We start from the raw sequence: 6,869 nt of genomic DNA, 5'->3' as shown, positions 1-6,869 counted from the left end.
CGAGGCATCTGCTGGGGGAAGCGCCGCACGCATCAAGCAGCGCAGCCCGACACCCACCAGGGTTCGGGCCCCTCCGCATGCCCAGAGCCGGAATCGGCCCCGGCACACACCCTCCAGTCGCTGCCCGCCTGAACCGCAACCCATTCCAGCCTGGGAGCCGAGGTCCGGCCCGAGCACAATGGGACCTGGGTGTCGCTGCCCGACGAGGAAAGTCGAAAAAGGAGACCATCCGGATCCTGAAACGCTACATCGCCCGCGAGATCTACAGGCTCCTCCAACCACCACCCCAAGACACGACAACCCGCGCTTGACAAACATAGAAACGTCCTGAACCGCGCGCATCACCAGACCGGGCAGTCGATGGCCCGCCCCGAGAACGCTCAGACCTCGTTGTCGTTGCCCGCTTGAACTGCAGTTCATTCCCGGCGGGGAGCCGAGGTCCGGCCGAAGCGCAATGGGGCCTCGTTGTCGTTGCCCGCTTGAACTGCAATCCGACCCAGCCTGGGAGCCGAGGTCCGGGCCAAGCGCCATGGGACCTCGTTGTCGCCGCCCGCCTGAACCGCAGGCATCACCCCACCAGGAACCCGAAATCCCGCCCCAGGGCAAATGGACCTCGTTGTCGCTGCCCGCTTGAACTGCAATCCGACCCAGCCTGGGAGCCGAGGTCCGGCCCAAGCGCCATGCGACCTCGTTGTCGCCGCCCGCCTGAACCCTGTAGCAGCCCCGTTGCACGCCATCCGGGACCTGATCGAGAACCGATGTGGAACCCGGGTACGTAGATGCCCTGTGCTGTCGGCGGGGAGTGCTTCGGGCAGACTTGGTTCCAGCCCGAATGGAGGGGGCGCTGTGGAGCTGGAGTGCTGGTACTGCGGTGAGGCTCAAGCCGACCCTGCGCGTAGCCGCAAGGTGCGTTTGGAGTATTGGCTTCCCCGGCTCAGCCTTCGAGACGATGGCCTCTACGCGGCCGACCGGATCATGACCATCGAAGTCCCGCGCTGCCGAGAGTGCTACGACTTCGTCTCCGCCCGCGATAGGAAGATGAAGACCGGTGCTGTGCTCCTCATGTCTGGCGTGCTGGGGATCCTCGGCGCGATCTTGTTCGCCGTGCTCGGAAACGCAGGCTGGCAGATCTTCGTGCTCTTGTTCGGGGTCCCGGTCTCGCTCATCGTGATCGGAGCACGCATTCACCGAGCCATGCCCTTGGGTCGGCGCCGCCGTACCTTCGACTACCCACCCCTGCAAGAGGCTGTCAAGTCTGGCTGGGCTCCGAATCCCGGAGAGCAGCTCATGTAACGGCACTGGGACGACCGGCAGAGAAAGTACTTCGGGCACCAACTGAGACACGCTCTAAGACTCTTTGTCGCTGCCCGTCTGAACCAGGACCGAATCGGGCCGGGTCGACGGAGACGGCCCTGGATTGTTCCTGCCTCGTTGTCGCTGCCTGTTTTGAGTCGAGCGTTTCGGCATAGCCGGGGTCCATGGGAGGCAATGAAAAAGGCCGGGGCGCAGATGCGCTCCCGACCCTGGAAGTTCGAATGGGGTGTGCGTTAAAAGCTGTCCCGTAAGTGGCGCTGGTGGCGTGGTCGGCGCCGGATTCGTCGAAGGCCTTGCAGTCGTCGCGGTTGCCCGGCAGCGGGGTGTGGCGGCCGTCAGTTCTCGTTGCGGCGCTTGAACGGTGTGATGACTGCTCGGACGGCATCCGCGGCGCCCCAGTCGTCGTCGCCATGGGCGATGACGCTGAGCAGCTCCCGGAGATGGAGGATCGGCATCCGCTCCTCCCAGCCCTGTTGCAGTCCGGCGATCTCCTGGTACACGGCGAAGCACCGCTCTGAAGCGCGCGGGCGCGGCGAGCACCAGAGCATGCTGAGGTCAGCTTCGGGCCAGTTGTAAGACACGGCCGGGTCGATGAGCACAGGCTCGCCTTCACGCGTGGCGACGACGTTCTCGCGCCACAGGTCGCCATGGGTCAGGCATGCCGGCTGCGACGGGATCAGCTCCGGCAGCGCGGCGCACAGCCGTTCGACGGCTCGACGATCCTCGCGATCGAACGCCGCCTCGACCAGCGGTTCGGACAACCAGCGCAGAAGACGCCGTTCGGCGAAGAATGTGTGGCCGTCCTGTTCCCAGGTGTTGTCCTGACGCAGCCTGCCGAGCCAACCGTGGCGATGCCAGCCGAACCGGTCACCCACAGTGGACATATGCAGAGCGGCGATCGCGTGACCGAGCCGCTCCCAGAAATCCTCGTCGTCGCGACGGGGATCCATTTTCTCGAGCACGAGCAGCCGTTCCGTGGCGTGCAGTACGTCCGGCGTCCTCGCCCCGCCGAGGTCGCGGAGCTCGGCGAGGCCGGCCGCTTCGACGGGGAAGACGCCCGTTTCCCGGCCCAGCAGGGTCTTGGCGAACAGCTCCGAGCCGTCCTCGAGCGTGACCAGCCCGGCGACCGCGACTACGCCGCCGACGGCCCGGTCCACTTTCTTTGCGGCATAACCTGCTTCACGGAGCCGTTCCGCGAGCATCTCCTCATGTGACACGCACCCATTTAAGCAGCGCAAGGTAATCGGTTCGCACCAGACGCCCGCCCGCCATCGCATTGTGTTCTTGGAAAAGGCCATCACGGGCGTGGTCGTAGGCGCCTGGATCAAGTGACGTCATCTGCATGATGGGCCGCTGTTCCTGCGATGAACGCGGCTGCGGCGGTGGTCGCGATCGCGCCGCACCAGGCAAGGGTGGTGGTGTATCCAAGCACTCCGATCGACCAGCCGGCCAGCACTCCGGCCACCAGCGAACCGGCGGTCGAGGCGTTGGAGAACAGCGTCGTGGCCCTGCCTACGGCCGGGGCCAGCAAATCTTGGAAGAACCGGATGCCGGCCGCGCCGACCACAGCGATCGCGTAGCCGCGTGCTGCCTGGGCGGCGATCAGCAGCGGCATGCTCTCGGACAGCATCAGGAGCCCGAAGTAGAGGATGAAGGCGACCATGCCGCTGAGGACGGCCGTCCGCTGGCCGATGCGGGCCGGTACAGCGGCGAGGCCGAGGGCGACCATGACTTCGACTGCGGCGCAGATGCTGAAGAGCACACCCACGGACGAGGGCGCTTGGTCCAGCGAACGGGTGACATACAGCGGCAGGGCGACCGAGCCGGCGAACATGGCGGTGAAGAAGAGCGCGACGCTCACAGTGAACCAGGCGACCGCACTGCGGTTGGGGCTGCCGGGGGAGGTGTCCGCCTGCGGTTCCTCCGCTTCGCCGTGCGGCGGCGGTGCGGTGAGCGTGACCAGTGCGACGAGCCCGAGGATGCCGGCCGCCACCAGCAGGACCCCGGAGTAGCCGGCCCTGCTGAGTACCGCCGCACCCAGCAGCGGGCCGATCGCCCATGCCGCGGACCAGAAAGAGCGCAGCAGCGGCGCGGACCGCTGGCCGGTCGACCCGGTTCCGAGAACCAGCCGCGCCATCGCGAACAGCTGCGGGAACGCCGCTGCCGTGCCGCCGAGCAAGGTAAGGGCGAGTAGGAGCAGCACCGCGAACGAAGTGGCCGAGCTGGTCAGCACCAGCCCCACGGCGCCTGCCAGGACCACTCCCACTGTGTACAGCCGGGTCGGCCTGCGGTCGAACTGGCGGCCGAGCATCCAGCTGACCGCGATCCCGCCGACGGCGGTGGCCGAGGAGATGACGCCGACGCGGAACGGGTCGAGGCCCACTTGGTCGGAGGCGAACAGCACGAGGTAGGAGCCGACCATTGAGTCCGCGATGCCGAGCAGCAGCACGGAACCGGCCAGGGAGGTCGCCGCTCGGGGAGAGGCGTCATTGGTATCGCAAGAGGTCACCGGCGCTCCCGGGGTGCGGGCGGTCCCGACGACCGCCATGCTCGCGCCGGGATACCCGAGAACGCGTTGTCCTGCACCGTGATGACGCTCCCTCGGGGGACCCGGCCACCCTGGTCCCATACGGGACAACGCTTAGGCGCGGGCCGCCGCTTGGAGCAGTCCCACGAAGTCGGCCGACTGCAGTGCGAAGACCGGCGAGTCGTGGCCGAGCTTGGAGTCGCGAACCTGGAAGCCCTCGGCACGCTGGCGGCCTTCTACGCAGTTGCTGTCGGCGCCGCCATTGCTTCGAGTGCTCTTGCGCCAAGTCACGCGGCATTCGACGCAGTTGCTGTCGGCCTGCGCTCCGCTGCGGGTGCTCTTGCGCCAGCTACTGGCTTCTGTCATCGAGCCACCTTCCGATACGAGTCCCCGAAGACCACATGTGGTTGACGCGGTCATGGTACAACTCCACCTTGAAAGCCTCTTCGATGTGTCGGCTCTGGTCAAGGGTCTCAACGTAGACGAAGGGCGGCGGTGCGCCGGGCCGCCCGTCGGGCAAGTAGATGTCGAATCCATGCTCCATGCCGTAGTGGAGCCCCTCAAGCACCCGCACCTCGCATTCAGGGTGTCCGTCTGCCTCAAGCAGCCTTTCGATCTGCTTGTCGCGCCATTGCCAACCGTCGAGAATTCGTAGGGCGTTGCCGCTTACAAGGTAATGCGTCTTCGGAGCGGGCCTCCGCTTGCTCAAGGTCTGGTAGCGACGGAACTTGCGCTGATAGTGCTGCATCGGGTCCCGCTCTTGTCCTGGGAGCATCCCTGAGTGGTACAGCTCGATCTGAAGGGGGCCTGGGACATACAAGGGCTCCCATTTCCAGATCTCCCCCGATGTCGCCTCGGCGAGTTCGACGATGAAGATGTTGCGGTCGCTGAGCTCCGACACGATGGCGCCGTTGTCCAGCTGCGTGATCACATGCGAGAGGAAGTCCATCCGCTTCTCACTCGCGCCGCAGACCCGCGCATACGAAGCCGCCATGCCCGCCTTGGGCCGGGTCTCGCCCGTCAGGTAGTTGGTGATGGTCCGCGGGCTCACGCCGAGCTTCTTGGCGAGCTGCGCAATGGTCAGCTCTGATTGGCGCTTCAGCGCATTCAACTCGACCGGGACGTACCATTCCGCGATGCGGGCGATCGGCATCAATGCCTCCAGGAGCTTGTGGCGGGCACTCTCGGTAACGAAACGGTACCCCTGGCGGCATGGGTCCTGGGAAGTGGGCAATGGCTGGAAAGTCTGGGGCGCAATACTTTCCGACCTACCTCGCCTCACCGCTTCACCGCTTCACCGACCAACCGACGGTCGATCAAGACAAAAAGAAGAGGCCCAAGGCGGGTGAGCCTTGGGCCTCTTCGAAGCATGGTCCAGGTGGATGGGTCAGCCTAGACGATCGCCGTGCGTCCGTTTGTGGGCAACTAGTGGACGCCGACGGTGCGGGTGCGTCGCATCGAGAGCACGTATTCGACGAGCTTGATGAGCACCTGCTTGGTGGACTCCCGGTTCCGGGCGTCCGTGTACATCACGGGGACGTCGTGCGAGATCTGCAGGGCGTCGCGGATGTCGTTGAGGTCGTGGAGCTGCTTGCCGTCGAAGCAGTTCACGGCCACCAGGTAGGGCAGCTTCCGGTGCTCGAAGAAGTCGATGACCGAGAAGCAGTCGGCGAGGCGGCGGGTGTCGACCAGGACGATGGCGCCGATCGCGCCGCGCACGAGCTCGTCCCACATGAACCAGAAGCGGGTCTGGCCGGGCGTGCCGAACAGGTACAGGATGAGGTCCTGGTCGATGGTGATACGGCCGAAGTCCATCGCCACCGTGGTGGTCGCCTTGTCGGGCACCAGGTTGTTGTCGTCGACGCCCTCCGAGGCTGAGGTCATGATGGCCTCGGTCGTCAACGGAGTGATCTCGGAGACCGATCCGACCAGGGTCGTCTTGCCGACGCCGAAGCCGCCGGCGATGACGATCTTGGCAGAGGTCACACGAGAGGTGTCTGCGGGTGAGTTCATGTGGGTCTATAGCCTCCTGAGTCCACTGAGGACACGCTCAAGGAGCTCGGTTCCGACCGATTCGTCGCCGCCGTCCGCGTCGAAGCCGGTGGGTTCGTGCACTGCCAGCAATCCATCGGCCGCCATGTCGGCGACCAGCACGCGCGCGACGCCCAGGGGCACCTCCATGCGCGCGGCGATCTCGGCGAGGGACTGAAGGCGCCCGCCGCACAGGTCGACGATCACCTTCTGCTCCCGGCCGCCGAGGAACTGCCCGGACCGGCCGCGGGCGGTGGTCTCCACCAGCGCTTCCAGGGCGATCTCCAATTGGGGCCGCGTACGGCCGCGAGTGACCGCGTACGGTCTGACGAGTGAGCCGGTCGGCTCATCACCACCGAGGACCATTACTTACCTCCAACCACAGCGCACAGATCCCACAATCCTTGTGCCGCAGTCATGTCAGTTATCCGTGTACCGCGTGCCAGGGGAGGCACCGGCCCGTCGCCTGGGGATGCGACGGAGGGGTTCGATTGTTGTTCGTCCCACGCGTGCTGCTGTCCGCTCGGATGGAGCCTACCGTGCCGCACGTGCATTCGCCAATCGCGCCCGCTCAGGGAAGCGGTTCAGCTGCGGGCCGAAGGCGTCAGGGCCTGCCCGACGCGGTCGACCAGCAGGGCCATCTCGTAGCCGACCTGGCCGACGTCGCAGTTCTTCGAGGCCAGCACCGCGAACGAGGAGCCGTCGCTGATGGACATCAGGAACAGGAAGCCGCGGTCCATCTCGACGACCGTCTGCAGGACGGCGCCGCCTTCGAAGCATCGGGAGGCGCCCTGGGTGAGGCTCACCAGTCCCGAGGTGACGGCCGACAGCTGGTCGGCGCGATCCCGCGGCAGGTCCCGCGAGGAGGCCAGCAGCAGACCGTCGGCGCTGACCGCGACGGCGTGGGCCACGCCCGGCACGCGTTCGGCGAAGCCGGCCAGCAGCCAGCCCAGGTCCTGGACCGAGGTTCCACCAGTGCTCATCGTTTGCGCTCCTT

8 protein-coding genes are annotated in these 6,869 nt (G+C 66.2%); 1 reads left to right on the top strand and 7 read right to left on the bottom strand.

What is annotated here, in order from left to right:
* The first annotated feature begins 846 nt into the window (after positions 1 to 846).
* Complete coding sequence (locus AB0K52_RS24785) at positions 847 to 1,293, top strand: hypothetical protein (RefSeq protein ID WP_363536924.1); 447 nt, start codon at positions 847 to 849, stop codon at positions 1,291 to 1,293.
* A gap of 356 nt (positions 1,294 to 1,649) precedes the next feature.
* Here the strand turns inward: AB0K52_RS24785 and AB0K52_RS24780 are convergent, their stop codons facing one another.
* The 7 genes from AB0K52_RS24780 to AB0K52_RS24750 all read right to left on the bottom strand — a co-directional run bounded on the left by AB0K52_RS24780 (position 1,650) and on the right by AB0K52_RS24750 (position 6,855).
* On the bottom strand, positions 1,650 to 2,531 hold the full coding sequence (locus AB0K52_RS24780) for a fructosamine kinase family protein (protein ID WP_363536921.1): 882 nt from the start codon (positions 2,529 to 2,531) through the stop codon (positions 1,650 to 1,652).
* Between the two features lie 107 nt (positions 2,532 to 2,638).
* The gene (locus AB0K52_RS24775; protein ID WP_363536918.1) at positions 2,639 to 3,823 is read right to left on the bottom strand and encodes an MFS transporter; all 1,185 of its coding nucleotides are present in this window, start codon (positions 3,821 to 3,823) and stop codon (positions 2,639 to 2,641) included.
* A gap of 132 nt (positions 3,824 to 3,955) precedes the next feature.
* Positions 3,956 to 4,207 (bottom strand): DUF397 domain-containing protein, encoded by a 252-nt coding sequence (locus AB0K52_RS24770; protein WP_363536915.1) that lies wholly within the window; start codon positions 4,205 to 4,207, stop codon positions 3,956 to 3,958.
* Positions 4,191 to 4,994, bottom strand: a complete 804-nt coding sequence (locus AB0K52_RS24765; protein ID WP_363536912.1) for a Scr1 family TA system antitoxin-like transcriptional regulator — start codon at positions 4,992 to 4,994, stop codon at positions 4,191 to 4,193. The genes AB0K52_RS24770 and AB0K52_RS24765 overlap by 17 nt, the downstream gene beginning before the upstream one ends.
* A gap of 272 nt (positions 4,995 to 5,266) precedes the next feature.
* A complete protein-coding gene (locus AB0K52_RS24760; RefSeq protein ID WP_208499596.1) occupies positions 5,267 to 5,854 on the bottom strand; it encodes an ATP/GTP-binding protein in 588 nt (195 codons plus the stop codon).
* Positions 5,855 to 5,860: 6 nt separating this feature from the next.
* Entirely contained in the window at positions 5,861 to 6,238 is a 378-nt protein-coding gene (locus AB0K52_RS24755; protein WP_106364086.1) for a DUF742 domain-containing protein, read from the bottom strand.
* A gap of 218 nt (positions 6,239 to 6,456) precedes the next feature.
* A complete protein-coding gene (locus AB0K52_RS24750) occupies positions 6,457 to 6,855 on the bottom strand; it encodes a roadblock/LC7 domain-containing protein (protein WP_030161947.1) in 399 nt (132 codons plus the stop codon).
* Positions 6,856 to 6,869 lie beyond the last annotated feature (14 nt).

Origin of the sequence: Glycomyces sp. NPDC049804, from assembly GCF_040674615.1 — a bacterium.
Classification (GTDB): Bacteria; Actinomycetota; Actinomycetes; order Mycobacteriales; family Micromonosporaceae; genus Glycomyces; species Glycomyces niveus.
This window is presented reverse-complemented; position numbering and strand designations above follow the sequence as displayed.

Excerpts from the sequence above, each read along its gene's own strand:
- AB0K52_RS24770 (WP_363536915.1), bottom strand. The coding sequence starts at position 4,207 with ATGACAGAAGCCAGTAGCTGGCGCAAGAGCACCCGCAGCGGAGCGCAG.
- AB0K52_RS24765 (WP_363536912.1), bottom strand. The coding sequence starts at position 4,994 with ATGCCGATCGCCCGCATCGCGGAATGGTACGTCCCGGTCGAGTTGAAT.
- AB0K52_RS24760 (WP_208499596.1), bottom strand. The coding sequence starts at position 5,854 with ATGAACTCACCCGCAGACACCTCTCGTGTGACCTCTGCCAAGATCGTC.
- AB0K52_RS24755 (WP_106364086.1), bottom strand. The coding sequence starts at position 6,238 with ATGGTCCTCGGTGGTGATGAGCCGACCGGCTCACTCGTCAGACCGTAC.
- AB0K52_RS24750 (WP_030161947.1), bottom strand. The coding sequence starts at position 6,855 with ATGAGCACTGGTGGAACCTCGGTCCAGGACCTGGGCTGGCTGCTGGCC.